General features: G+C 62.4%; 18 protein-coding genes. All 18 read left to right on the forward strand.

The genetic code is table 11. From position 1 onward, the window contains the following. Positions 1-469, forward strand: a 469-nt coding sequence (locus VNN77_03640) for a hypothetical protein (GenBank protein HXG50483.1), incomplete at its 5' end; no start/stop codon positions are given. 35 nt (positions 470-504) lie between these two features. Then, positions 505-1,317, forward strand: a complete 813-nt coding sequence (locus tag VNN77_03645; GenBank protein ID HXG50484.1) for an ABC transporter permease — start codon at positions 505-507, stop codon at positions 1,315-1,317. 366 nt (positions 1,318-1,683) lie between these two features. Further along, entirely contained in the window at positions 1,684-2,493 is an 810-nt protein-coding gene (gene rfbF, locus VNN77_03650) for a glucose-1-phosphate cytidylyltransferase (GenBank protein HXG50485.1), read from the forward strand. Continuing rightward, a complete protein-coding gene (locus VNN77_03655; GenBank protein ID HXG50486.1) occupies positions 2,490-3,551 on the forward strand; it encodes an SDR family oxidoreductase in 1,062 nt (353 codons plus the stop codon). The genes rfbF and VNN77_03655 overlap by 4 nt, the downstream gene beginning before the upstream one ends. 38 nt (positions 3,552-3,589) lie before the next feature. Then, positions 3,590-4,147 (forward strand): dTDP-4-dehydrorhamnose 3,5-epimerase, encoded by a 558-nt coding sequence (rfbC, locus tag VNN77_03660; protein ID HXG50487.1) that lies wholly within the window; start codon positions 3,590-3,592, stop codon positions 4,145-4,147. After that, positions 4,144-5,451, forward strand: a complete 1,308-nt coding sequence (locus VNN77_03665; GenBank protein HXG50488.1) for a Gfo/Idh/MocA family oxidoreductase — start codon at positions 4,144-4,146, stop codon at positions 5,449-5,451. The genes rfbC and VNN77_03665 overlap by 4 nt, the downstream gene beginning before the upstream one ends. Before the next feature lie 106 nt (positions 5,452-5,557). Then, a complete protein-coding gene (locus tag VNN77_03670; GenBank protein ID HXG50489.1) occupies positions 5,558-7,519 on the forward strand; it encodes a nucleoside-diphosphate sugar epimerase/dehydratase in 1,962 nt (653 codons plus the stop codon). Between the two features lie 25 nt (positions 7,520-7,544). Continuing rightward, the gene (locus VNN77_03675) at positions 7,545-7,952 is read left to right on the forward strand and encodes a response regulator (GenBank protein HXG50490.1); all 408 of its coding nucleotides are present in this window, start codon (positions 7,545-7,547) and stop codon (positions 7,950-7,952) included. Between the two features lie 387 nt (positions 7,953-8,339). Then, a complete protein-coding gene (locus VNN77_03680) occupies positions 8,340-9,338 on the forward strand; it encodes a hypothetical protein (protein ID HXG50491.1) in 999 nt (332 codons plus the stop codon). Next, the gene (locus VNN77_03685; GenBank protein ID HXG50492.1) at positions 9,335-9,610 is read left to right on the forward strand and encodes a PqqD family protein; all 276 of its coding nucleotides are present in this window, start codon (positions 9,335-9,337) and stop codon (positions 9,608-9,610) included. The genes VNN77_03680 and VNN77_03685 overlap by 4 nt, the downstream gene beginning before the upstream one ends. A gap of 32 nt (positions 9,611-9,642) precedes the next feature. Continuing rightward, the gene (locus tag VNN77_03690; GenBank protein ID HXG50493.1) at positions 9,643-10,074 is read left to right on the forward strand and encodes a helix-turn-helix domain-containing protein; all 432 of its coding nucleotides are present in this window, start codon (positions 9,643-9,645) and stop codon (positions 10,072-10,074) included. Further along, positions 10,071-12,125, forward strand: a complete 2,055-nt coding sequence (locus tag VNN77_03695) for an asparagine synthase-related protein (protein ID HXG50494.1) — start codon at positions 10,071-10,073, stop codon at positions 12,123-12,125. The genes VNN77_03690 and VNN77_03695 overlap by 4 nt, the downstream gene beginning before the upstream one ends. A gap of 185 nt (positions 12,126-12,310) precedes the next feature. Next, entirely contained in the window at positions 12,311-12,526 is a 216-nt protein-coding gene (locus VNN77_03700; GenBank protein ID HXG50495.1) for a hypothetical protein, read from the forward strand. A gap of 678 nt (positions 12,527-13,204) precedes the next feature. Continuing rightward, positions 13,205-15,004 (forward strand): ABC transporter ATP-binding protein, encoded by a 1,800-nt coding sequence (locus tag VNN77_03705; protein HXG50496.1) that lies wholly within the window; start codon positions 13,205-13,207, stop codon positions 15,002-15,004. 48 nt (positions 15,005-15,052) lie between these two features. Beyond that, a complete protein-coding gene (locus tag VNN77_03710) occupies positions 15,053-16,306 on the forward strand; it encodes a nucleotidyltransferase family protein (GenBank protein ID HXG50497.1) in 1,254 nt (417 codons plus the stop codon). 213 nt (positions 16,307-16,519) lie between these two features. Continuing rightward, the gene (locus tag VNN77_03715) at positions 16,520-23,800 is read left to right on the forward strand and encodes an amino acid adenylation domain-containing protein (protein ID HXG50498.1); all 7,281 of its coding nucleotides are present in this window, start codon (positions 16,520-16,522) and stop codon (positions 23,798-23,800) included. Between the two features lie 74 nt (positions 23,801-23,874). Then, the gene (locus VNN77_03720) at positions 23,875-24,096 is read left to right on the forward strand and encodes an MbtH family NRPS accessory protein (GenBank protein ID HXG50499.1); all 222 of its coding nucleotides are present in this window, start codon (positions 23,875-23,877) and stop codon (positions 24,094-24,096) included. A gap of 14 nt (positions 24,097-24,110) precedes the next feature. Continuing rightward, positions 24,111-24,953, forward strand: a complete 843-nt coding sequence (locus tag VNN77_03725) for a 4'-phosphopantetheinyl transferase superfamily protein (GenBank protein HXG50500.1) — start codon at positions 24,111-24,113, stop codon at positions 24,951-24,953. Positions 24,954-25,006: the final 53 nt, after the last annotated feature.

Below are 25,006 nucleotides of genomic sequence, written 5' to 3' on the forward strand. Positions count from 1 at the left end.
TTTGCGTGCTTGGCGCTCTTGGCGCGAGAAGGGAATTGAATTCATCGCGCAAAGACGCGAAGATCGCAAAGAAAAACCGGTTTCACTCGTGCCTGCGGCGCGTTCGTGCCGGTCTTCGGTCCCCGGTCTGCGGTCGGCACGTGGAACCTCGAACCCCGAACTTGGAACCAGTATTTCCGCGCAAAGACGCGAAGATCGCCAAGAAAGAACGAGTGTTTTCCGCGCCGTCGGCCGGAAGAGAAAATCTTTTCTTTGCGCCCTTGGCGGGCTTGGCGCGAGAACGGAATTGAATTCATCGCGCAAAGACGCGAAGATCGCCAAGAAAGACCCGGTATTTCACTCGTGCCTGCGGCACGTTCGTGCCGGTCTTCGGTCCCCGGTCCCCGGTCTCCGGTCTGCACCTGGAACCTCGAACCCCGAACTTGGAACCATTTTTGTGATTCGCAAATTCAATTGGGAGCCTTCGTGAGTAGAACATCTGCAGAATCTTCGCCCAGGACGCCGGTGATAAGAATCGAACCTTCCCGGGGCTGGGTCGCGGTCAATTTGCACGAGCTCTGGGAATACCGGGAGCTGCTCTATTTCCTCACCTGGCGTGACATCAAGGTCCGCTACAAGCAGACCGTCCTGGGCGCGGCGTGGGCGATCATCCAGCCTTTCTTCACCATGGTCGTCTTCAGCCTGTTTTTCGGCCGCCTGGCGAAAGTGCCGTCGGATGGGCTTCCGTACCCCATTTTCAGCTACGCGGCGCTGGTGCCCTGGAACTTCTTTGCCCATTCTTTGATGAACTCGTCGAACAGTCTCGTTGCGAGCGCCAATCTGATCAAGAAGGTCTATTTTCCCCGGCTCGCGATCCCCCTGTCGACCGCTCTTTCCGGCGTGGTGGACTTCGTGATCGCCTTCGCCGTGCTGCTGGGAATGATGGCTTATTACGGCATCGCTCCGACCGCGAACATCGTATGGCTACCGGCATTCCTGCTCCTGGCCCTGGTGACGTCGCTGGGGGTGGGGCTGTGGCTCTCGGCGCTCAACGTGCAGTACCGCGACGTGCGCTACACGCTGCCGTTTCTGACGCAGATCTGGCTGTTTTCCACGCCGATCGCCTATCCGAGCAGCCTGGTCCCCGAGCAGTGGCGTCCCCTTTACGGCCTCAACCCCATGGCCGGGGTCGTGGACGGTTTCCGCTGGGCTTTGCTCGGTACCGAGACGCAGCCCGGACTGATGGTCGGAGTTTCCGTCCTGGTCGCAGCAGCCATCTTCGTCGGCGGGCTCTTTTACTTCCGCCGCATGGAGAGGACCTTCGCGGACATAGCTTGACGACAGTTCCGGGTCCGGGTTCGAAATTCAAGGTGAGGACCGAACACGGGTGGTAGAGAAGAGCAATTCCTCGCGCAAAGACGCAAAGGCTGCCAAGAAAAAAGCAGTGTCCTTCTGCGCCGACAGGCGCAGGAGCGAAAGTCTTTTCTTTGCGTGCTTGGCGCTCTTGGCACGAGAAGGGAATTGAATTCATCGCCCAAAGACGCAAAGATCGCAAAGAAAAACCGGTTTCGCTCGTGCCCTGCAGCGCGTTCGTGCCGGTCTCCGGTCCCCGGTCTGCGGTCTTCGGTCGGCACCTCGAACTTCGAACCTCGAACCGCGAAACAGTCCGCCATTTGGCAATCCGCAATCTGAAGGGGGTAGGTAATGAAAGCTGTCATTCTGGCGGGAGGCCTCGGGTCGAGATTGTCCGAGGAAACGACGCTCAAGCCGAAGCCGATGGTGGAAATCGGCGGCAAGCCGATCCTCTGGCACATCATGAACATCTTCTCAGCGCACGCGGTCAACGAATTCGTGATTGCGCTCGGCTACAAGCAAGAGGTCGTGAAGGATTACTTTCTCAATTTCTACGCGCTGAACAACGACGTGACGGTCGATCTGGCGACCGGCAGAACGCAGTTCCACAACGGCAGCCACCCGGACTGGAGGGTCCATCTGGTCGACACCGGGCTGCACACCCAAACCGGCGGCAGGGTGAAGCGCTTGCGGAGCTGGCTGGAGAAGGATGAGACGTTCATGCTGACTTACGGCGACGGGGTCGCCGACCTCGACATTACCGCGCTTCTCCAGTTCCACGAATCTCACGGCAAGCTTGCCACGGTCACGACAGTTCGCTCGCCGGCGCGCTTCGGGCGGATCAGGTTCGCCGGCGACCGGGTCGTGGACTTTTACGAGAAGCCGGAGCACAGCGAAGGGTGGATCAACGGGGGCTATTTCGTGCTCAACCGGAAAGCGCTGGATTACATCGACGGCGACGACACCGTCTGGGAACGCGAGCCGGTGGAACGGCTCGCCAGGGAAGGGCAGCTCATGGGCTACCGGCATAACGGCTTCTGGTCGTGCATGGACACCCTTAAAGAGAAAAATATCCTGGAAGATCTGTGGGCGCGTGGAGACGCGCCGTGGAAAGTCGATGCGAAGGGGCGTGTCTCGAAGCCGGCGTTGAGGGCCCTATGAAAATATTGATCACCGGAGTGGACGGATATATCGGCTCGGTTCTGGCACCGTACCTGACGCAGCGGGGCCATTCGGTGAGGGGGCTGGATACGGGATTTTATCGGGACGGCTGTCTCTACCAGCCGGAGCAAACAATCGCCTGCCTCGACAAGGACCTGCGTCACGTTACAGTGGACGACCTCCGTGGTTTTGACGCCGTCGTTCACCTCGCAGAACTCTCCAACGACCCCCTCGGGCAGCACGATCCGGAGCTCACCTTCGCCATCAACCATCGGGGCACCGTAGCGCTTGCCGCGAAGTGTGTCGAAGCGAGGGTGCCGCGCTTCGTCTACACCTCGTCCTGCAGCGTCTACGGTGCGGGTTCGGGGGAATTCAAGACGGAAGAATCGGAGACCAATCCTCAAACGGCTTACGCGAAATGCAAGGTCCTGGTGGAGCGCGACGTATCGGCGATGGCGTCGGACGACTTTTCCCCGGTTTTCCTTCGCAACGCGACGGCCTACGGTCCCTCTCCTCGGATGCGCTTCGACCTGGTGCTCAACAATCTGGCGGGCCTCGCGTACACGACCAGGCGGATCGCCATGACGAGCGACGGCACGCCGTGGCGGCCGCTCGTTCACGTGCGCGACATCGCCCACGCGATCGCGTGCGCTCTGGAAGCTCCGCGCGAAGTCATCCACAACGAGGTGTTCAACGTGGGCATGACGTCGGAAAATTACCAGGTGAGGGAGATCGCCAAGGCGGTCTCGGACACGTTCCCGGGGTGCGAGCTGACCTTTGGAAACAGTGACGGCGACAACCGGAGCTATCGAGTCAACTTCGACAAGATCCACTCCAGACTTCCCGGCTTCCGGTGTCGCTGCACTCTCGCCGAGGGCGCGCGCGAGCTGTTAGCGGTCTTCCAGAGAATCGACCTGACGCCGGAAATGTTCCAGTTCCGTGCGTTTACACGGCTGAAGCAATTGCAGCACCTGCTTGGGACCGGCCAGATCGACGGGCAGCTCTACTGGCGGCCGTCGGCAGAAAGTGCGGAGGTCGCGCGAGAGGCGCGCGGCTAGCCGGGGGTCCTCGTCTCGCATTCGAAGGAGAGGCACGCGTGTTGTTCAAGGAAGTCGGTCTGAAGGGCGCTTATCTGATCGAGCTGGAGCCGTTCCGGGACGACCGGGGCTTTTTCGCTCGCTCCTGGTGTCGGAGAGAGTTCGAAGCGCAAGGGCTAGAGGGGCGATTCGTGCAGGCGAACGTCTCGTTCAACAAGCAGCGAGGGACGCTGCGGGGGATGCATTATCAGGCGGCACCTTACGCCGAGGTCAAGCTCGTCCGGTGCACGCGGGGAGCGATCTACGATGTCATCATCGACCTTCGGCCGGAATCGGAAAGCTTCGGAAAGTGGATGGGCTTCGAGCTGACGGCGGACAACTATCGGATGGTATACGTGCCGGAAGGCTTCGCCCATGGCTTCGAGACGCTCGAGGATTCGACGGAAGTGACTTACCAGGTCTCCGAGTTCTACAACCCGTCGAGCGAAGGCGGGATCCGCTACGACGACCCAGCATTCGGGATCCGGTGGCCGGAGGAGGTCCGGGTCATATCCCGAAAAGACATGGCCTGGCCCGATTATCGACTGCCACCGCAGGCTGAAAGGGGCGGAACGTGATCATCGTCGATACGGCCCTGCAGAAGCGGGAACGCGAAGGCAACCCGATCCGCGTAGCGATGGTGGGGGCCGGCTTCATGGGGCGCGGGATCGCGCTCCAGATCGCTACTGCTGTGCGTGGCATGCGGCTGGTGGCGATCGCGAACCGGCACATCGAAGAGGCCCGCCGCGCTTACGCGGAAGCGGGAATCGCGGCCGTCGGCGAAGTGCACGAGCTGAAGGAGCTGGAGGACGTCGTCGGCCGTGGAGAGTACGCGGTCACAACCGACCCCTTCCTCCTCTGCGAGGCCGGGAACGTCGACGCCATGATCGAAGTGACGGGGACCGTGGAGTACGGCTCCCACGTGGTCCTGAGGGCCATCGAGAACCGCAAGCACGTGATCATGATGAACGCCGAGCTGGACGGGACGGTGGGTCCCATCCTCAAGGTCCGAGCGGACCGGGCCGGCGTCGTGCTCACGAACTGCGACGGCGATCAGCCGGGCGTGACGATGAACCTATACCGTTTCGTCAAAGGGATCGGTGTGCGGCCCGTCTTGTGCGGAAACATCAAGGGACTGCACGATCCTTACCGCAACCCTACGACTCAGGAAGGCTTTGCACGGCAGTGGAAGCAAAAAGCCCACATGGTGACATCGTTCGCTGACGGGACCAAGATCTCGTTCGAGCAGGCGATCGTGGCAAACGCTACCGGCATGAGGGTCGCCAGGAGGGGAATGCACGGCCCCACGGTTGAGGCGGGAACACCGATCCAGGAAGCAGCTCGCCGGTTTTCGGTGGACGAGCTACTGGAGGGGGCCGGCATCGTGGACTACGTAGTCGGTGCGGCGCCGAGTCCGGGAGTTTTTGTCCTGGGGACCCACGATCATCCGGCGCAAAAGCATTACTTGAATCTATACAAGTTAGGCGAGGGACCGCTGTACTGCTTCTACACCCCGTACCACCTCTGCCATTTCGAGGTCCCGAACACCGTGGCCAGAGCCGTCTTGTTCGGCGATGCGGCGATCGCGCCGCTCGGCGGGCCGGTGGTCGAGGTCGTGGCGGCGGCGAAGATTCCGTTGAAGGCCGGACAGACGCTCGATGGCATGGGTCATTACATGACCTACGGGCTCTGTGAGAACTCGGAAGTCGCTCGGGCCGAAGGGTTGCTGCCGATCGGGTTGGCGGAGGGCTGCCGGCTCCGGCGCAACGTCGCCAGGGATAGCGTCTTGACGCTCGACGACATTGTATTTCCAGAGGGTAGACTGTGTGACCGGCTGTGGGCGGAGCAAAACGCCCACTTCGGCAGCGGTCAGGTATCCTAATCGGCCCTTTTACCCCAACAACACGTTCGTTCCACTTTCGGGCCAGGCCTTCCCCGATCGCCCGAGGCAGACTCACGCAAAACGGCAATGAAAGCAAGGTGAAAAGATGATCCCACAAAGGTACCGCCGCGTGATCGTGATCGCCGTTCACGCGGTCCTGGTGGTGCTCTCGAATTACCTCGCGTTCTGGCTCAGGTTCGACGGCCAGGTTCCCGCCGACCAGTTGGGGCTGATGCTGAGCATGCTGCCCTGGCTGCTCCTGATCCGCGGAGTTACGTTCGTTCCGTTCCGGCTCTACGCCGGGCTGTGGCGCTACACGGGGATTTGGGACCTGCGCAACATCTTTGCAGCCGTCCTGTGCAGCACGGTTCTTTTCTATGGCTTCGTCCACTGGGCGTTGGAGCTGCGCGGCTATCCGCGGTCGATCTTTATCATCGATTCTCTAATCTTGATTTTCCTGATGGGCGGGATCCGGATGGCGCGGCGGTTCTATCAAGCGTTCCCGGGGTTCACGGAGCGCAAGCGCGTCTTGATTTACGGCGCGGGCGACGCCGGCGAGATGATCGTGCGCGACATGAAGAACAACGCGGCGGTTTACAGGTACAAGCCGGTCGGCTTTGTCGATGACGACGTCAAGAAGGCCGGGCAGCGGATCCACGGGGTCCCGGTGCTCGGCACGCGCGAGCAGCTGCGCGCGATCATCGAGGACAAGCGGCCCCAGGAGGTCATCGTCGCGATCCCGTCGGCCGAGCGGGAGCTGCTACGTGACGTCGTCAAGTCGCTGGAAGCGTTCAGCGTCGGCATCAAGACGCTGCCCAACCTGAGAGAGATCAGGGACGGGAAGGTGAGTCTCGCCCAGATCCGAAGCCTTTCCTCGGAGGACCTTCTCGAGCGGGTACCCCTGGGGCTCGACCAGGAGCCGATCCGACGGTTGATCAAGGGACGCCGGATCCTGGTGACCGGGGCCGGTGGATCCATCGGTTCGGAGCTCTGCCGGCAGATCGCGTCCTACGAGCCGGAGGTGCTCGTCCTCCTGGACAAGAGCGAGGGGGGGCTGTTCGCGATCGATACCGAGATCGCTCAGAAATTCCCGGCGGTGACCCGGTCCGCCGTGCTCGTGGACATCAAGCACACCAACCCTCTGAGGGAGGTATTCAGCCAGTACGCCCCCCAGATCGTAATTCACGCGGCGGCCTACAAGCACGTGCCGATGATGGAATTCCATCCGGAGGAGGCGGTGCTGAACAATATCGTGGGGACCTCGCGCCTCACCCACGTCGCGATCGAGCACAAGGTGGAGAAGTTCATGCTGATCTCGACGGACAAGGCGGTGAACCCGACCAACGTGATGGGCGCGACCAAACGGGTCGCCGAGATGTACATCGACGCCCTGGAGTGCAACGTCCGCAACGCGGACACGATCTTCTCGGCGGTGCGCTTCGGCAACGTGCTCGGCAGCAGCGGCAGCGTGCTGCCGCTGTTTCGCAAGCAGATCGAGAGCGGCGGCCCCGTGACCGTGACCCATCCGGAGGTCACGCGCTACTTCATGACGATTCCGGAAGCGGTACAGCTCGTCCTGCGAGCCGTCTCGCTGGCCGAAGGCGGGGAGATCTTCGTTCTCGACATGGGCGAGCCGATCAAGCTGGTCGACATCGCACGCAACCTGATCCGCGGGTCGGGTTTGATTCCAGGTAAGGATATCGAGATCAAGTTCATCGGGCTTCGGCCGGGCGAAAAGCTGCACGAGGAGCTGATCGGGCCAGGGGAGACGGTCCAGACCACCGGCGCGAACAAGATCTTGAAGATCCGTCCGAGCCTTCACGTGGACTCGGCGGCTCTGATGGACCGGATCGTGGAAATGGAAAAGCTCGCCATCCAGGGAGCTTCGAAGGCGCTGCTCGAGATTCTTCGCGAGATCGTGCCGAATTTCCAGCCGGTCGGCCTCAACGGGGGCGAGAAGGCCGGGCGGCCCGGAGCCGGGCTCGTTCCAGAAACCTCCGGCGTGGCGTCTGTGGTGTCGCTGGGCGCCGCGGCAAAGGCAAAAAGATCGAAGGCTCAGCTTCGGTAGCGCCGAACGGACGGCCTCGACTCCTATGACGGCTCCAAGAATACTCATCGTCGACGACGAAGCGGAAAACCTTTCGCGGCTGTGTGCCACGCTGCGGGCGGGAGGATGGGACGTGGCGACGGCGACCTGCGGCAGAGACGCCCTGGAAAGCGTCCGTTCAAACAGGCCGCACGCGATCATCCTCGACATGGTCATGCCGGAAATGGACGGCTTCGAGGTGGCGCGGCTGCTAAAGAGCGATCCGGATTTCCGAAGCATCCCGATCGTGGCCGCCACGAGCCTCGCGGCCTCCGCCGACCGGGCGCGCTGCCTGGCGGCCGGTTGCGACGACTATCTGGCGAAGCCGTTCACCACGGAGCAGCTGCAACGGAGGCTGGCGGTGCTTTTCCCCGACGGGAAACGAAGCACGCAAGGGGGAAGGAAATTATTATAACCCTTGCGCCCGGTGCGCCTGCGAGGGAAAGTCGGTCAATCTTTAAGCTCGTGTCGGTCCTCGGTCTCCGGTTCCCGGTCATTACCTCGAACCTCGAACTTCGAATCATCATTGTCCCAGCAAAAATGCAAAGCTCGCCAGGAAAAGACCGGTATTTCGTTCGCGCCTGCGCGCGTGAATGACAAGAATCCCATCTTGGCGTTCTTGGCGCGATGAGTTCCCGACTTCGAACCTCGAACTAACTTTGAACTGTCCTTTGCCTCCCAAAAACGCAAGACTTGCAAATAAAAACCCGCTATTCCTTCGCGTTCTTGGCCTTCTCGGCGCGATGAGGTTTCTCGGCTTTCGAACTTCGAACCTCGAACTTCGAACCTCGAACAATCTATAATGAATAACCGTTACCGCTACGACGTGTGCGGGCTCTCGATCGAGAGCGACACGGCGTTCTCGCTCTCGCCCGGGGAAGCCAGCGGCGCTCCGGACATTAGGTTCACGCTGAAAGCCAACGAAGGAGGCACGGGCCAGATGTTTCCTGAGCGTTCGTTTCTTGGGCAAATCAAGAACGGCGCCGGCCATCCTTCGATCGCGGTTTATGACGTCGAGGGCGGGTACGTGCTGGATTGCCACAACACCGCCCGGCGCGTGGAGTTCGTCGTCGGGAGCGATACGAGCTGGATCGAATGCTACCCCCACCCGGGAGCCGGGCTGGAAGACGTGGAAGTATGGCTGTTCGGCCTGGTGATGTCGTTCGTTTTGCAGCAGCGAAACGTCTACAGCCTCCACGCGGCGGCTGTGATTTGCGGCGGGAGAGCCGTGGCCTTCCTGGGAAGCAACGGCTACGGGAAGTCGACGCTGGCTCTGTATTTCGTCCAAAGGGGGCATGCTCTGGTCACGGACGACGTCTTGCCGATCGTGGGCAGAGAGGGGAGGCCGTTCGCGGTGCCCGGAGCCCCGTCCATGAATCTCTGGCCGCGTACGTTGGAGGAGTTAGTCGAGAGCGGCAGGGCCGCCGGCGGGGACCGGCAAATGAAGCGCCGCTATTCCGCAGTGGAGCTGCAGGCGCCCTTCGCTGTTTCTCCCGCTCCCCTCGCGGCGGTTTATCTCCTGCAGCCGGTCGGGACGATGGACCAACCGGCGGAGAGCGTTGCGCTTCCACGGGCTCGGGCGTTGATCGAGCTGCTCGCGTACACCCGGGCGAGCACCATGATCGGACTTCCGGCACAGCAAAGGCTCCTGGAGACTTACAGTGAGTTTCTCGCCACCCTGGCGGTCCGCCGCCTGATCTATCCGCGGGGCTTCGAGTTCTTGCCCGCCGTCTACGAGACGGTGGCGTGCGACCTCGGCATCGCGAATCGCGCGAACTGTAGAAAGGAGGCGCGCCGATGATCCGAGACGATTCGATCGTCACCGTTCCACGGGACGTGATCTTCCAGGCGCTCGACGGAGAGGCGGTCCTTTTGAACACGCGGACCGAGATTTATTTTGGCCTCGATGCAGTAGGCACCCGTATCTGGCAGCTGCTGTCGGAGCACCGGCTGCCGGCCAAGGTCGTCAGTGCAATGCTGGAGGAATATGACATCGAGGAAGCAGAATTGCGGTCTCGGGTGATGGAATTTATCGAGAAGCTGCGCGACAAGGGCCTCGTCGAGATCGCGTAGCTTCTCGCCACAAAGGATCCGGAGGATTCGCGGTGGTAAGAAGCAAGGAGATTGCCGCGCGAGTAGTCGAGCTTGCGATTGAGAAGAAGCTCGCCTATGCCGAAGCGGCCGAACTTTTGGAAGTCAGCGCGCGGACGATTCATAACTACGTCAAAAAATATCTGAAGAACGGAAAGGCCGGCCTGATCGATCACCGGCGCGGGCGCTGTTACAAGCTGACCCCGGAAATGAAGCAAAGGATCATCAACTGCAAAGCCGAACGCCCGCATCGGTCGGCGCGCTGGATTCGAGACCGGCTGAAGCTCAACGTGAGCCCGGAAGCCGTGCGGCAGGTGCTGGTGAAGCACCGGCTGGAAATCGAGCCCGCAGCGGCGACAATTACATCGAGGGGGCGGCTCTTCGAGGGGGCGAGGACCGTCCCGAGCGGTGCCGATATACAAGGAGCTCAAAGGAGAATCGGGTGAGCGGTATAGCGGGCATCTATTGCCTCGACGGCAGGCCGGTGGACCGGGGCCTGCTCCAGAGGATGCTCGACTGCGTTCCGCATCTCGGGCCGGACGGCGCGCGGACATGGGCTGCGGGCTCCGTCGGGTTGGGGTGCCGGCAGCTCCGTACGACCGAAGAATCGCTGCACGAGGTTCAACCGGCTGTTAACCGCGACCGAACCTGCCGGCTCGTGTTTGATGGTCGTGTGGACAATCGGGAGGAGTTGATCGACAGGCTCCGGCCGGAGATTGGAAAACTCGAAAACCCGACCGACGTTGCCCTCGTGCTCGATGCTTACGACGTTTGGGGGGTCGATTGCCTCAAGTGGGTCGTCGGCGACTTTGCGTTCGCCCTGTGGGATGACAAGGTTCGGCGTCTGTTTTGTGCTCGCGATACGTACGGCATTCGGCCCTTTTATTATCGTTTCGACGAAAAACGTTTCGTTTTCGCGTCGGAGTGCGCCCAGTTGTTCGAGGATCCCGAGATTTCCGTAGAAGTCGATGATGACAAAGTAGCCGAGTGGTTCACGTGGTGCGGTATCCAATGCCACACCTACCGCGATCTCAGCCGGTCGTATTTCAAGGGAATCTCGGAGCTTCCTTTCGCTCATTATCTGATCGTGACACGGGCCGGCGCTCGCCTACACAAGTATTGGGAGATCGATCCGGGCAAAGAGATTCGCTATCGAGACAGGGGGCAATACGCAGAGCATTTCCGGGAGCTTTTCAAGGAGTCCGTTCGCTGCCGGCTGCGAAGCGCCGGCCCGGTCGGGGCGGAGCTGAGCGGGGGGTTCGATTCTTCGTCGATCGTGTGCACCGCACACGAGCTCTACAGCTCGGCCGCTGCGGCGAACAAGGGATTCACGGCGTTCTCGCTGGTTTTCGACGAGCTGGGGTGTGACGAGCGGCCTTTGATCACATCGGTTCTGGACAAGTACAGCGTGGCGTCGCGTTTCGTGGTCGCCGACGGGCTTTGCGGCCTGCTGGATCCGCGCGGGGACGAGCCGGCCCGGTCGAAGATCGATTACCCGAACCGGCTCGTCATCCACGAAGCGGGAAGGGCTCTCTATCGGCTCGCGCACGAAAGCGGCACGCGAATCATGTTGAGCGGCGACGGAGCGGAAAACCACGTCATCGGGACGTCGTTCGTCTGGGATTCCCTCGTTCGGAGCTGGGAGTGGGGGGAGCTTCTCGCCCGCCTCGGGGCGGAGTGCCTGCAAAGCGGTGTGCGCAGCAGCCTCGGCCGCCTGGTCAGATTCGGGCTGGTCCCGTTGTTGCCGCACGGCGTCAGCCGTTCTTACTACTATCGCTGGATGCACACGGAGCTGGAGCGGCCCGTGATACCGGACTGGTTCACCCCGTCCTTCCGCGACAGGATTCTCAGTCGGGTCGTGGAGCAGAAAAAATGCCTCGGCGGGTTTCCGAAGTTCAAGGAATGGGGGAGGCAGCTGGAGTACGAGTTTCTCAACCCGGGGCGGTGGGTGATTCAAATGCCTTACCCCCTCCCAGTCGAGCGGAGATTTCCGTATCACGACAGGCGTCTGGTGGAGTTCTGCCTGGCCGTCCCGCCGGAGGCGAAATACGAGCACTTGGCGCACACCAGGAGGAGGAACATCCGGGGACGAGTGCTTCAGCGGCACGGCCTCGAGGGAATTCTTCCGGAAGCGATTCGGCAGTGCGAGATCAAGATCAATTACACCGACGTGTATCGCCGGAGATTTCGCGACTTCGGGTCCGACTACCTCAAGCTCTTCGCGTCTCGGGCAGAGCCGATTGCCGGAAAGCTGGGCTATATCGACGCGACAAGGTTCGGGGGCGTGTTGTCAGACGCGCTCAGACTCAGCGAAAGCCCCCAAGGAGTGCCGGCGATCCTCCATCGTTGGATCGATCAGGTCGCTCAGCTCGAGATCTGGCTTCGAGCCGTTGCGAGCCGGCAGAAACGGCTTTCCCTCTCCGGGTCGTCCCTTCCCGGGGTTGAGGAGAGGGCGCGTCGCGAGGCGTTCCGGCCGGCAGGCAACGGCCGCGGTTAGCTGGAAACGGCCTCTCGACCGACCGGAGCTCCGCACGGGCGCTCCGGTCGTGTCTTGAACGGCAGGCGCGTTTCGTGGTAAACGATTGCTTCCGGAAAATTCTAAGTTGGAATTATTTTCGACGATGTGTTGATCAGTTATACGTTCGGCGTTAAAAGTAGTGTGCCGAAAAGGAGGGTTCCCTCATGGGCGACAAGAAGCAATTTGCTGCGCCCCGGCTGATCGAGTACGGACGTCTGAGCGAGATCGTCGCCAGCGGAAACGACGGCGTCCCGCCTCCGTACCCGCAGGGCTGGTTCGACGGGACAACCTTGATCCGAACGCCCGAGTGCTCGGGCGGGGATGGGCCGGGGAAGAAGGCCAACGGGCCAGAAGCCTGGTGGCCCTGCGGCTCCTCGTAAAAGGCGTCCGCCCTCACAACGGCGATGCGGCGCCTGAAAAGGGGGCGGCATCGCCATCGATCCTTCCTCGAAATTTCGTCGCGTATTCTCATCCTTTCCCGTCCGGTCATTTGTGGTAGCATGCGGTTGGTTGTGATCGCAGGTTTCCACTCGGCGGACTATTTGCGACAGGGCCGCTGACAACCTTATCGGCGGGCCGGACGGGCCGTGTTTTCGCACCGCGGCAATGGTCGCGCGAAGGGTAGTGCTTTTTCTTCGAGTTCTCGGTCTCCTTGTCTTCCTTCGGTTGGCGCTCAGAAGGATAGCCGTGGGACGACTGCTCCGCTGGCTGACGCCCGGGCGAATTGCCCCGACAGGCGACCCGGTCGAGTTGCAGCGCGCCCGGCGATACACGGACGCGCTCTTAAGGCGCATGTCGTTTCCTGCTCCGGGAAAATGTCTGCCCCGGGCCCTGGCGCTGTACTTTTTTGCGACTCGGTGCGGGTTCCCCGTGGTTTTTCACTGCGGCGTACGTAGGGGAGATCGCGCTCTGGAAGGGCACGCCTGGTTGAGCCATGAGGGAAGATCCCTCTTCGAACGGGGCAATCCCGCCGATCTTTACGATATCACCTTCTCCTTTCCGGAGTCGCGGGCGCCGTGACCGATAGCCATTCTTTGTCGGGGCAGGGGGAACTGCGAGTGTCCTTCGTGCAAACGCTCCTGCCCAACCTGAAGCGAGCCCTGGTCTTCGTCTGGCAAAGCTCGCCCGTTCTGACGGCTGCGAGCGTTGTCCTGGTGTTTGTGTTGGGGCTCTTGCCCCTGGCCGGTTTGTATCTGATCAAGCTCGTGGTCGACGCGGTGAGCGCGGCGACCGTGGCCGCGGACAAGGCCGGAGCGCTCGAACAGGTGGTCTGGCTCGTCCTGCTTTCCGGCGGGGTCGCGCTCCTGGAACTGCTGTGCACCACGGTATCCGGCGTCGTCGGCACGGCGCATTCTCAACTCGTTACCGATCGGATGCAGGACCTGCTCCACGCCAAGTCCATCGAGGTGGACCTGGAATACTACGAGAACCCGCAATACTACGACACGCTCCATAGGGCCCAACAAGAGGCCCCGTTTCGGCCCAACCGGATTCTCCACGGCCTCCTCCAGCTCGGCCAGAGCGCCGTGTCCCTGGTGGCAATCGTAGCGGTGCTGGTGTCGTTTCACTGGCTCGTGCCGGTCCTTCTCGCGGCCGCGGCAATTCCCGGGCTGCTCGTTCGCTTTCGGCACGCGCGCAAAATCTACGCTTGGGAGCGCGAGAACACGCGCCTCGAGAGACAGGCGTCGTACTTCAACTGGTTGCTCACGAGGGACACCCATGCCAAGGAGATTCGGTTGTTCAACCTGGGCCGGCTGTTCGCTGACCGTTTTCGCGATCTGCGGGCCGGGCTGCGGCGGGAACGGCTGGGGCTTACGACGAGACGCTCGGTGGACGAGCTAATAACGCAGTCGAGCGCCGTGGTGGCCGCCTTCGGGTTGTACGCCTTTTTGGCGGCGCGGGCCGCCCACGGCCTGGTGACCCTCGGAGAGCTCGTCATGTTCTACCAGGGCGTCCAGCGCGGCCAGAGCTATCTGCGGCAGTTCCTCGGCAGCATCGCGCGGCTGTACGAAGACAATCTTTTTCTTTCCAATATGTACGAGTTTCTGAACCTCCGCCCGAAAATCGTGGAGTCGCGAACGCCGAAATCGGTTCGGCCGTTGCGCGAGAAGGGCATCGTGTTCGACCACGTCGGGTTTCAGTATCCGCTGGGGGATCGTAAGGTGCTTGAAGATATAAGCCTCACCATCCGTCCCGGAGAACATATCGCGCTGGTGGGGGAGAACGGCGCGGGAAAAACCACGCTCGTCAAGCTCCTGTGCCGGTTATACGATCCGACCGAGGGCAGGATCTCCCTCGACGGGATCGATCTTCGAGATCTCGCCATTCAGGACCTCCGCCGAAACATCAGCGTCATCCTGCAGGACTACGCGCGCTACCACCTGACGGCCCGCGACAACATCTGGCTGGGAAATACAGATCTGGAACCCGGGGACGGGCGGGTCGTAGAAGCAGCCCGGGAAGCGGGCGCCCATGACGCGATCGCGGGCCTCAAAAACGGTTACGACACGATCCTCGGCAAATGGTTCGAGAAGGGCGAAGAACTCAGCGTCGGAGAATGGCAGAAGATCGCTCTCGCGCGGGCGTTCCTGCGCCGGGCTCAGATCATGATCATGGACGAGCCGACGAGCTCAATGGACGCCAGGGCCGAGTACGAGGTTTTCGAGAAGTTTCACGAACTCGCCCGGGGGCGGACGGTCATCCTGATCAGCCACAGGCTGTCCACGGTCCGCATGGCCGATCGAATCTACTTCCTCGAGGGCGGAAGGATCGTCGAACGGGGAACGCACGATGAGCTGCTCGATCGCGGCGGCAAGTACGCGCGTCTCTTCGAGATCCAGGCGCAGTACTACCGGTAGCGACACACGAGGTCTTCGGTGAGCTTCGGGAGCGGAGGCGAGAGAAGAGTGCTGGAAAGGGGGCTGATCCTATACAGCGCCCGTAACGCTATCGATTCAGCCGCAGCGGCCGCAATTCAACGCATCGCGAGCAGCCCCCTGGCTTGGGAAAAGGTCGTTCTTACAGCGTCGATGCACGGGGTCCTGCCTTTGGTTTATCGAGCCTTGAAACGTCTTCCTGACGCCACCGTTCCCGCCGAGATTCTCGATCAGTTGCGGCGGAATTATCTCGCCAATGCCGCCATGTCGCTGTCGTTCACGAGCGAAATGTTGAAGATCTTGGGGTGGCTGGAGGCCGAGCACATCAAAGCGATTCCATTCAAGGGACCGACGCTTGCGGCGGCTGCCTACGGTCACCTGACACTCAGGCAATTCGGCGACCTGGATATTTTGATTCGCAAAAAAGATTTCGAGCGCGTCAGGAAACTGCTCTTGGCCGGCGGCTATCGTCCGTGGCGGGACCTCACGGACGCTGAAGAATCGGAGCATCTGCGATCAGCTCACGCTTATACGTTCGTGCGGACGGACAGCCCGGCCAAGGTCGACTTGCATTGGAAGATTGCTCAGCAAAGGTATTCGTTCGGCCTGGATCTGGACAGCCTGTGGCGCCGGGCGGGGCGCGTATCCCTTGGGGGAAAAGAAATACCGACGCTTTGCGCTGAAGACCTGGTCATGGTTCTCTGCATTCACGGGACGAAGCACTGCTGGCAGCGGCTCGGGTGGATATGCGACGTGGCCGAAGTGGTGCGGACGAATCCGGAAATGAACTGGGATGCTGTGCTCGCTCGTGCGGAAAGCTGGCACGCGCTGCGGGCAGTCTTGCTAGGGCTGGATCTCGCGGGAAATCTGCTCGGGGCGCCGTTGACGGAGCGGGTCCGGGCCGCGATCGATCGAGACCGCCGCGTCCGCCGGGTTTCGTTTCTGTTTCAGCGCAGACTGTTTGCGCGTTCGCATGGAATGGGGCCGCTCGAACGCGCGGCGCTTTTCTTTATGGCGCGGGAGCGGTTGCGCGACAAGCTTCCCCACCTGGCTTATACGGTTCGGCAAGCCTTGGCTCCCAACGAGCTCGACAGGAACCTGCTGTCACTCCCGGAAATTCTCTACTTTCTCTATTACCCGCTGCGCGTGATGAGGCTCACGTATGCGGCAGTGGGGCGGATACTGGCGCCGCTGACGGTCTATCGACCGGAGACCGAAGACCGGAAACCGGCACGAACCTCCGGATCGTCGAGAACACCAGGCGCTGAGACCGGAGAGCAGTGAGCGGAGCAACGTCGGGCGTCCAGGGTCAAGGGTCTTTCGTTCGTTCAGACTCTCGGTCCGTCTTGTCTCCACGTGCTCTGTGATTCCGCGGTCCGTTCCATGCTGCGCTTCGCGCGGCCTTGAACCGTGAACCTGAACCGCCGTGAGCCCGCACGGCTTGAACCGAGCGAAGCGGTTGAACGGCTTGAACAGTCTGCACAGTCATAAATGTCCGTGAGCTTCGATCAACCAGAACTCCTCGCCAGAGGTGCGGGCGAGCGGCAAGGCGGGACCGCCGCGGCCGGCTCGCCGGGGGCGGGCGCTCCCGCGGCAGCGAATCCGTACGACCGGTCGAACCTCACGCCGAGCCAGCTCCAGATCTGGCTCGCGCAAAATCTGCTGCCGGAGGCACCGGTCTTCAATCTGGCGTGCGCGCTTTACCTCGACGGGCAAATTGACGTAGCGCTTTTCCGGCAGGCGTTCTCGGTTCTCGTCGCTTCGAGCGACGCGCTGCGCACGCGCTTCGAGGAAGACGAAGGCATTCCGCTGCAAACGGTGCTGCCCTCCGTGCCGTCCGAAGTGGAAAACGTGGACCTTTCCGGCTCCGACGATCCTCGAGCGGCGGCGAAGCGGTGGATGCAGGAGCGCTGCGGGAAGGCGCTCGATTGGCGCGGCCGGCTTTTCGAGAGCGCCCTGATCCGGCTGGCGGAGGACCGCTTCGTCTGGTACCTCAACGTGCACCATCTCGTTTGCGACGGCTGGTCTTTCGAGGTGATCTACCGGAGGACGGCGGAGCTCTATTGCCTCGCGAGGGAAGGGAGGCTGGCGCGAACCGTCGACCTTCCGCCGTTTGCCGATTACGTCGCTTACGAGCGCTCCTGCCGGCGCTCCGCCCGGTATCGGAAAACGGAGGATTACTGGAAGGCGTTCGTCGCGGACGTGGGTGATAGGCTCGATTTCTACGGGCGGGTCCCCACCGTGACAAGTACCCGGGTTCGCCGGGTGTCCGTCGATCTCGGGCGCGAGCGCACGAAGAAGGCCAAGAGCATCGCGGCCGCGCTGAACGATGGCTCGCAGCAGGTGGGATTGTTCGGCGTTTTCGCAGCCGCCTTGATCGGATATCTCCACTGTCTCAACGGCCACGACAGCTACACGATCGGCGTGCCGTCTCACAACCGGCGGACGGCGATCTTCAAGGACACCATCGGGTTGTTCTCCGAAGTTCTGCCGGTCAGGACGGTGCTCGCCGACGACGAGACTTTCGCTTCGCTGGCCAGGAAATTCACCGGCGAGGTGCGCCGGACGCTGCGCTACGGGCAGTATGCGGTGACCAATCCGCTGTTCAGGCGGGTCTACGAGGTGGCGCTCAACTATCACACCCGTTCGTTCTCCGAGTTCGCGGGGATTCCGGCCAGGCCGGAGTGGGTGCACAACGGGCACGGCGACGAGAGCCTCGCCGTTCAAATCCACGATTTCGGCTCGGCAGAGAGCCTCTCGATCGATTTCGACCTGCACGAATCGGCTTTCGGCGAGCGAGACGGCCGGCGTGTCACGGCGCATTTTCAGCGGGTGCTGGACAATCTTCTTCGGGAGCCTGATATGCCCCTTCGCCGGTTGAGCCTGGCGTCGGAGGAGAAAGCCCGGCGCCTGACGGCCCGATGCAACCCGCCAGAGACAGACCCCGAGCCTCCGCCGGTTCACGTGACTTTGGAGCGGCGCGCGGCCGAAGCGCCGGATCGCACGGCGGTCCTGAGCGACGCGGGAAATCTGACCTACGGCGAACTGAATCGCCGGGCCGGCGTGGTCGCGCGGCTGCTGCGAGCGCGGGGAATCGGGAGGGGGGAACGTGTTTCTCTTTACTTGCCGCAATCGCCCGCGACGATCGCGGCCATGCTGGGGGTGCTCAAAGCGGGCGCGGCTTATGTCCCGATCGATCCAAGGTACTCGAGCGGGTGGCTGGAGTACATCGTTCGGGATACGGGCGCTCGGGCGGTCCTGACGGAGCGGAAGCTGGCCGGCGCGGCCGCCAAAGGCGCGGCGGAAGTGATTTGTCTCGACGATCCCGGCTCGTGGAGAACACCCGCACCCGATGGAGAGCGCGTCGAGGTCTCGGGAGAGGACCTTGCCTACGTCATCTACACTTCGGGCTCGGCGGGGGTGCCGAAAGGCGTCGAGATCCCGCATCGGGCGCTGGCGAACTTCGTCTCCGAAGCCGCCCGCATCTTCGAGATAGCCCCCTCCGATCGGGTGCTGCAGTTCGCCTCGATCAGCTTCGATACCTCGGCGGAGGAGATCTTTCCCTGCCTGACCGGGGGCGCGGCGCTCGTCTTTTGCCGCCGGCCGGAGTGCATTCCGCCGGCGGAGTTTCTGGAGCAGTGCCGGGCGCGGGGAATCACGGTGCTCGATCTGCCGACCGCTTACTGGCACGGGCTGACCGCCTGTGCAGCGGCGGAGCGGCTGAAGGTTCCCGATTGTGTCCGCCTGGTGATCATCGGAGGAGAAAGAGCAATTCCCGAGCGAGTGGCTCTGTGGCAGGCGTTCGTCGGCCCGAAGGTCCGCCTGCTCAACACCTATGGTCCGACCGAGACAGCGGTGGCGGCTACGGTCGCCGATCTCACGAACGAGCCGGTGGAATGCGGCGTGTCGGCGGTGGTTCCCATAGGCCGGCCGATCGCCAACGTCCAGGCCCTGGTCCTTGACCGAAACCTCAAGCCGGTGCCGGACGGAGTTCCGGGGCAGCTCTACATCGGCGGGATCGGGCTTGCGCGCGGCTACGCCGGGCGGCCCGACCTCACGTCGGAAAGCTTCATACCGAACCCCTTCGGTAGCCCTGGTTCCCGACTCTACCGTACCGGCGATATCGTGCGCTGCCGGGAGGATGGCAGCCTGGAGTTTCTCGGCCGCGCCGACGACCAGGTCAAGATCCGTGGTTTTCGCGTCGAGCCGGAAGGAGTGGCCGCGGCCCTGAGAAAACACCCGCTGATCCGGGATGCCGCGGTCCTGTTCGAAGAAGAAGGAAGCTCGGGGCGGCTTGTCGCCTACGTGGTCCCTGAAGAGGCGGCGATGCTCAACCCGGACGAGGTGCAGGGTTTCTTGCGAAGCATGCTCCCGGAGTACATGGTGCCGTCGGCGGCGGTGGTGCTCGAATCCCTGCCGCTGACGCCGCGCGGCAAGCTCGACCGCCGGGCGCTGCGCCTGGCGCGCAACCGGAGGCCCGAGAACCTCGGGAGCCTGGCCCCGCCGCGAACTCCAGTGGAAAAACGCATCGCAGCTCTATGGCGGGACCTGCTCGGGCTCGAAGCCGTAGGAAGAGACCAGCACTTCTTCGAGCTGGGCGGCCACTCGCTCCTCGCCGCACAGGCGGTCTCCCGCATCCGGCGCGAGCTCGGGATCGAGCTGCCGCTACGGGCACTGTTCGAGGCGCCCACGCTCGCCGCGCTCGCGGAACGGGTCGAGCAGGCGCTTTCCCGCCGCCCGGATACGGGAGATGAAGCGGCGGTTCCGCTGGGTCGTTATCGAGGGTGGGCCCCCGCGTCGGATTCGCAGACGCGGATCTGGTACATGGAGCAGTTCGCCCCAGAGAGCGGCGCCTACAACGTTACTGCCGCGATTCGCTTCACGGGAACGATGGATCGCGAGGCGCTGCGCCGGGCCGTCGACCGGCTCGTCGAGAGGCACGAAGCGCTGCGCACCACCTTTCAAAGCAGCGACGGCCGTCTGGTGCAGGTCATCGCTCCGGCGCTCCAGCTCGACCTGCCCGAGATCGACCTCGGAGATGCCCCGGAGGAGAAAAGAATCGACCTGGCAAGGCAAATCCTCAGAGAAGAGGCGCGGCGGCCGTTCGATATCGCTCGCGGGCCGCTTACCCGGCTGCTCCTCGTTCGACTCGGCGACCGCGATCACCTGCTGTCGCTCGTCATGCATCACCTGATCTCGGATCAGTGGTCGCTCGGCGTGATCGCGCGCGAGATCAGCGCGTCCTATAACGCGCACCGCAACGGTGTTCCGCCGCCGGCAGCCGCTGCCGCCGTCCAGTACGGCGACTTCGCGCTCTGGCAAAACGAACGGGTGACCGAGGAACAGTTGCGGCAAGATCTCGCTTATTGGAAGCGTCGCCTTTCCGGAATGCAGCCGGCGTCGGTGCCGACGGATCGGCCGCGTCCGGCGGTGCAAACCTTCCGGGGAACGCACCGATCTCTGGCCATGAGCGCGGAGCTGATCGAGCGGCTGCGAAAGATCGCTCTCGAGGAAAACGCCACGCTCTACATGGTTTTCCTCGCGGCTTTCAAGGTTCTCCTCTCCCGTTACTGCGCTCGGGACGACGTGGCGCTGGGCTCTCCGGTCGCCAACCGGACGCGGGCCGAATGGGAAAGCGTCATCGGGACGTTCATCAACGTTCTGGTGCTGCGCACCGACCTTTCCGGAAATCCGTCGCTGCGCGAGGTCGTCCGCCGCGTCCGCGAGGTCGTTCTCGATGCGTTCGCGCATCAGGAGCTGCCGTTTCAGAGGCTCGTCAAGGAGCTGGCGCCGGGGCGGGACGCAAGTCGTTCGCCCCTGGTGCAGGTCCTGTTCAACTTTCAAAACGCCCCGCTCCACGGGGTCGATTTCGACGACATCTCCTGGTCGCCCTTCGAGATCGAGCAGTGGGCGGCGCAGTTCGACCTGGGCGTCACCGTCGATCCGGCAATCACGCGCAAGATCTTTTTGTCCTACAACACCGATCTTTACGAAGGCGCCACTGCGGAGCGAATTCTGCGGGAATACGTCGGAGTCCTGGAGGCGATCGCTACGGACGCAGAGCAAAGGCTTGCTTCGTTTGCGGTGCGCCTCGCCGGGGACGCAGGGCAAGGCGCGCGGGGGCTCGAGCTGCGCTATCCCCGGGCCTGCCTGCACGAGCTGTTCGAAGAGCAGGTGGAGCGGACTCCCGAGGCGGTCGCTTTGGTCTTTGAGAATCAAGTGCTTAGCTACAGAGAGCTGAACGAACGCGCGAACCGCCTGGCGCGTCGGCTCCGGCAGATCGGAGTGGGGCCGGGGGCGCTGGTCGGGATCTGCGCCGAGCGTTCGGCCGAGCTGGTAGCGGGCCTTCTGGGGATCCTGAAAGCCGGCGGAGCCTATGTGCCGATCGACCCGGCATATCCGAACGAACGCATCGGTTTCATCCTGGAAGACAGCGGCGTCGCCGCCCTGGTCACGCAAAGGATCCTGCGAGAGCAACTGACGGCTACCGGGATACCGTTTGTGTGCCTGAACGAGGTTTTCGCGGAGGAAGAGCCTCTCACCGCGGCGGGAAATCTTCCGCGAGCGTCGGAGCCCGACGAGACGGCGTACGTGATTTACACGTCGGGGTCGACCGGGCAGCCAAAAGGCGTCCGGGTTCCGCACCGGGCGGTCGTGAACTTTCTCTATTCGATGAAGGAGCGACCCGGCATCTCGGGGGCGGACGTAATGCTGTCCGTAACGACGATTTCCTTCGACATCGCCGTGCTCGAGCTTTTCTTGCCGCTGATCACCGGTGCCCGCGTCGTAATCGCCGGGCGCGAAACCGTGGTCGACGGCAGGGCTCTTGGCGAGAAGATTTCCGCCTGCGGCGCAACGATCATGCAGGCGACGCCGACCACGTGGCGCATGATGGTGGAAGCAGGATGGGAGGGAAGCCGGACCCTGAAGGTCCTGTGCGGCGGAGAGAGTCTGCGGGGGGATCTGGCCCGCGAGCTTCTGGCTCGAAGCGGCTCGGTCTGGAACCTCTATGGGCCGACGGAGACAACGGTCTGGTCCACGGTCTGGAAAGTCGAGCCGGGTTGCGAAAGGGTCACGCTGGGACGCCCGATCCACAATACGGAAATTCATATCCTGGACGGCAATTTTCTTCCCGTTCCCGTCGGAGTGGTGGGAGAGATTTATATCGGCGGGGACGGAGTGGCGCTGGGATATCTGAACCGGCCGGAGCTCACGGCGGAGAGGTTTGTTCCCAACCCGTTCGGGCCGGCTTCGTCGCGGCTTTACCGTACGGGAGATTTGGGCCGGCATCTGGCGGACGGGAACATCGAATTCATCGGACGGACCGACAGTCAGGTCAAGATCCGCGGTTTTCGCGTCGAGCTGGGAGAGATCGAAGCGGTTTTGTCGGGGCACGAAGGGGTGAAGGAAGTGGTGGCGGCGGTGAGAGGCGGGGACCGGCTGGTGGCGTACGTCGTTGCGCAGGCGGGGCGATCGCTGGAAGCCGGAGAGCTTCGGGAGTACGCGAGGGGGAAGCTACCGGGGTACATGGTGCCGGGAGCTTTCGTGTTTCTGGACCGGCTGCCGCTTACGCCCAACGGCAAGATCGACCGTCAGGCCCTCCCGGAACCGGATTCGGGGCCCCGCACCGTCAAGTCGGCCCCCAAAGACCGGCTCGAGTTCGAGATTGCAAATGTATGGAAGCGTCTTCTCAAAATCGATGCGTTAGGGGCGCACGAGAATTTCTTTGAGCTGGGAGGAAATTCACTGGAGGCGGCGCGCCTCCTCGCCACGATTCAGACCGAGCTGGGGCCGCGAATCCGTCTCCCCGACTTCCTTACATGTCCGACCGTGGCCCACCTTGCAGAGCTGGCGCGGCAAGGCGGCTACGAGCCGCAGTGGTCGTTCCTTGTTCCGATTCAGCCGAACGGCTCAAAGCCGCCTTTTTTTTGGGTTCACGGGCACGCGACGAACAGCAGCCTGGCTCGTTGCCTCGGCCCGGACCAACCGGTTTATGCCCTGATTCCTCAGGCTCTGGACGGGAAAGCCGCTCGCTACACGAGCGTCGAAGAGATCGCATTGCAATACCTCGAAGAGATACGTTCCATCCAGCCAAGAGGGCCTTATTTTCTCGGCGGCTATTCCTTCGGCGGGATGCTTGCGTTCGAGATGGCTCGGCAACTCCGGAATCGTGGAGAGGAAGTTTCGTTGTTGGCTCTTCTCGACGGGATAGCGCCCGCACTTTCGGGAAACAGCTCGACACTTGGAATCAGCGCGATCCGCGCTTCATGCGGCAATCTGGCGGGCTGGCGGCGGATCTGTGACAAGCTCCAGCGGCTGCAGGGCATCCGGGGAAAGGAGCTGGTAGTTCAGGCGGTCGGCGCCATCGGTCGAGAACTCGCCCGGCGGTTGAAGGTCAAAGAAATCAGGCTTGCTGCCAGAAGGACCGCTTATCGTTTTTGCGTGCTGACCGGACGCGATATTCCCCATTTTTGCAGATCGACGTATATTACGGATCTCCACGTCCGGGCGCGACGCGCCTACAGACCCGGGAAATATCGAGGATCGGTGGTCTTTTTCAGGGCAGAGGATAATCCACACGATTATATTTCGATTTGGCGCACGCTGATCGAGGGCGATTTGGAAGTCTATTCCATCCAGGCCGATCACACCACAATCGCTCAGGAGCCACAGGTGACGACTTGGGCTGAAAGGCTCGGAGCCCGCTTGAACGAGGCGCAACAAGGTAATGAAGGCCCTGAGCGTCCGATCCAAGCGGCCGGGAGGCGTGTGAGCTGACACGGAAATTCGACCGTCGCGTTATTCAGGGCGGCGGGCTATAGGATAGAAGTGTGTGTTCGGAGTCGGGAACTATGGCGGAAACAGATGATGGTAGGATCTACAAGGTCGTCGTCAACGAGGAAGAGCAGTACTCCATCTGGTTCGCCGATCGGGAGCCGCCGGCGGGCTGGAGAGAGGTCGGGAAGAGCGGGTCGAAAGCCGAGTGTCTGGCGTATATAAAAGAAGTCTGGACGGACATGAGACCGCTCAGCCTCAGAAGAAAGATGGACGGACGGACAGGAAAGGAATCCTAGGCACGAGCAACGAAATGGCTGCCTTGGAGAAAGCTGACGGGCGGGCCGCGGCGCTGCTTGAAACACAGCGCCTGCCGGCTTTGGGGCGCGACGAGATTCATGTGTGGAGGGTGAGTCTTCATCGCTCCGAAAAACCACTCGAAGGGCTGGCCGCGGTTCTCTCGGGTGACGAGGGGCAGCGGGCGGCGCGGTATCGTTTTGCGCGAGACCGCGATCGTTTCGTCGCCGCGCGGGGGCTGCTCAGGGTTCTCCTGGGGATGTATCTGAACGTGGAGCCGCGGCAGCTCCGGTTTGCGTACAACCCTTACGGGAAGCCCGCTCTTGTCCCGCAACCGGACGGGACGGACGTCGAGTTCAACCTTTCTCACAGCGGCGACCTTGCGCTCTACGCGATCGCTCGCGGTCGGGCTGTCGGAATCGACGTGGAGCGGATCGACCCGGCGAAGGGAACGATGGAGATCGCGGACCGTTTCTTCTCAGCTGCGGAAATCAAGTCGCTGCGGGAGCTGCCGCAGGAGCTGCGGACGGCGGGATTTTTCAACTGCTGGACGCGGAAGGAAGCCTACATCAAGGCGCGTGGCCTCGGCCTTGCCATTCCTCTCGATCAGTTCGACGTGTCGTTGAAACCCGGAGAGGCGGCGAGGCTGATCGACGCGCGTTGCGAACCCGGCGGCGCCTCGCGCTGGCGGCTGGTGGAGCTGGATGCAGGAGCCGGCTACGCGGCCGCCGTGGCGGCGGAGGGACAGGACTGGCGGCTCCGGTGCTTCGATTGGGGAGAGGTCGCTTCGCTCCCGTTCAAAACGTTCAAACCGTTCAACCGCTTCGCTCCGTTCAAGACGTCGAGCGCTATGCTATAAGGAGGCGGTTAAATGTTCGTGCCGGTCCCCGGTCTTCGGTCTCCGGTCTTTCT

It is taken from the genome of Candidatus Zixiibacteriota bacterium, assembly GCA_035574315.1.
Lineage (GTDB): Bacteria > Desulfobacterota > Binatia > UBA9968 > UBA9968 > DATLYW01.